General features: G+C 56.6%; 2 protein-coding genes. Both read left to right on the plus strand.

Going from position 1 to position 1415, the window contains the following annotated elements; translation table 11 throughout:
* Window positions 1-196: ABC transporter permease (locus ACXJ5O_RS26950; RefSeq protein WP_457302588.1), on the plus strand; the 196-nt coding region annotated here is incomplete at its 5' end.
* A 47-nt stretch (window positions 197-243) separates the two neighbouring features.
* On the plus strand, window positions 244-1415 hold a 1172-nt coding region (locus ACXJ5O_RS26955; RefSeq protein WP_457302589.1), incomplete at its 3' end, for an LLM class flavin-dependent oxidoreductase.

The raw sequence follows: 1415 nt of genomic DNA on the forward strand, positions 1-1415 counted from the left end.
GCTTATCGCTGCGGAAATGGTGGGAGCAACGCGCGGGCTCGGTTACCTCATCAATTATGCGCAATTCAATTTTCTTCTTCCCAAAATGTATGCCGGAATACTGACGATCGCCGTCGTCGGCCTGACGATCAACTATACCCTCGTCTGGATCGAAAACAGGCTGTCCAGATGGCGTGTTCCGGTGTCAGACAAATAATCGCGAAACTTCTGCAACCGAAACTCCTCTCTTGAAAGGAACAGCGAATGGCCAAGCGTCCTCGGCAATTGCATTTCAACGCCCATGTATCCACTGGTGGAAATCACGAAGGTGCTTGGCGTCACCCAAAGTCCGACAGGGTCGAGCTCACCAGTCTCGATTATCAGAAGAAGGTTGCAGCCATTGCAGAACGTGGCAAGCTCGACGCTGTGTTCTACGGGGATTCCCCTTCACTATCCGCCAATGTCAAATTGCGCCCCGTCGAACAGTTCGATCCAATAGCACTGCACGGCGCGTTGAGCGCAGCCACCCAGCATATCGGCCTTGCTGCGACCGTATCGACATCGTTCAACGAGCCTTTCAACGTCGCGCGCAAGATCGCGTCATTGGACCGTCTCAGCGGGGGCAGGGTGGGCTGGAATATTGTGACTACCAGCAGCGCTGACGCCGCCCGCAACTTTGGACTCGATGGCGTTGCCGCCCACCGCGATCGTTACCGGCGTGCAGAAGAATTCGTGCAGGTGGTGAAGAAATTATGGGACACTTGGGAAGACGATGCCGTGGTCTATGACCGCGCGAGTGGCATCTACRCCGATCCGGATAAAATCCACAAAATTCTGCATGAAGGCGAGTTTTTCAAGGTTCAGGGACCGCTCAACGTTCCGCCATCTCCGCAGGGCCGGCCCGTTCTCATCCAAGCAGGATCGTCAGATACGGGCGTCGAGTTCGCGGCACGTCATGCGGAGATCGTGTTCACAGCGCAACGCACACTGGAAGAGGGTCAGAGTTTTTATCGGAAACTCAAATCGAAGATTGCAGAGAACGGCCGCGATCCAGGCGAAGTCAAAATAGTCGTCGGGCTCAGCCCCATCATCGGAAGCACCGAAGAGGAGGCAAAGCGCCTCGCGGCAGAATTCGACGAACTGATCGTTCCGGAATATGGGCTTCGCCAACTTGCCAACGTTAGTGGTGTTGATCTTTCGACATATCCGCTTGATGGCCCGTTCCCGCTCGACGCGTTTCCCGATATCGCCTCGATCGAAGGACATCGGAGTCGCTCAGCGCTGGTCGTGGAGCTCGCACGGCGCGAGAAATTGACCATCCGCGAGGTTCTACAACGCTTGGCCGGTGCACGCGGGCATCAGACCATCGTCGGCAGTGCCGAGCAGGTCGCCGACCGTATCGAGGAGTGGTTTTCGCAAGGCGCGGCGGACGGCTT

It is taken from the genome of Phyllobacterium sp. P5_D12, from assembly GCF_054049495.1.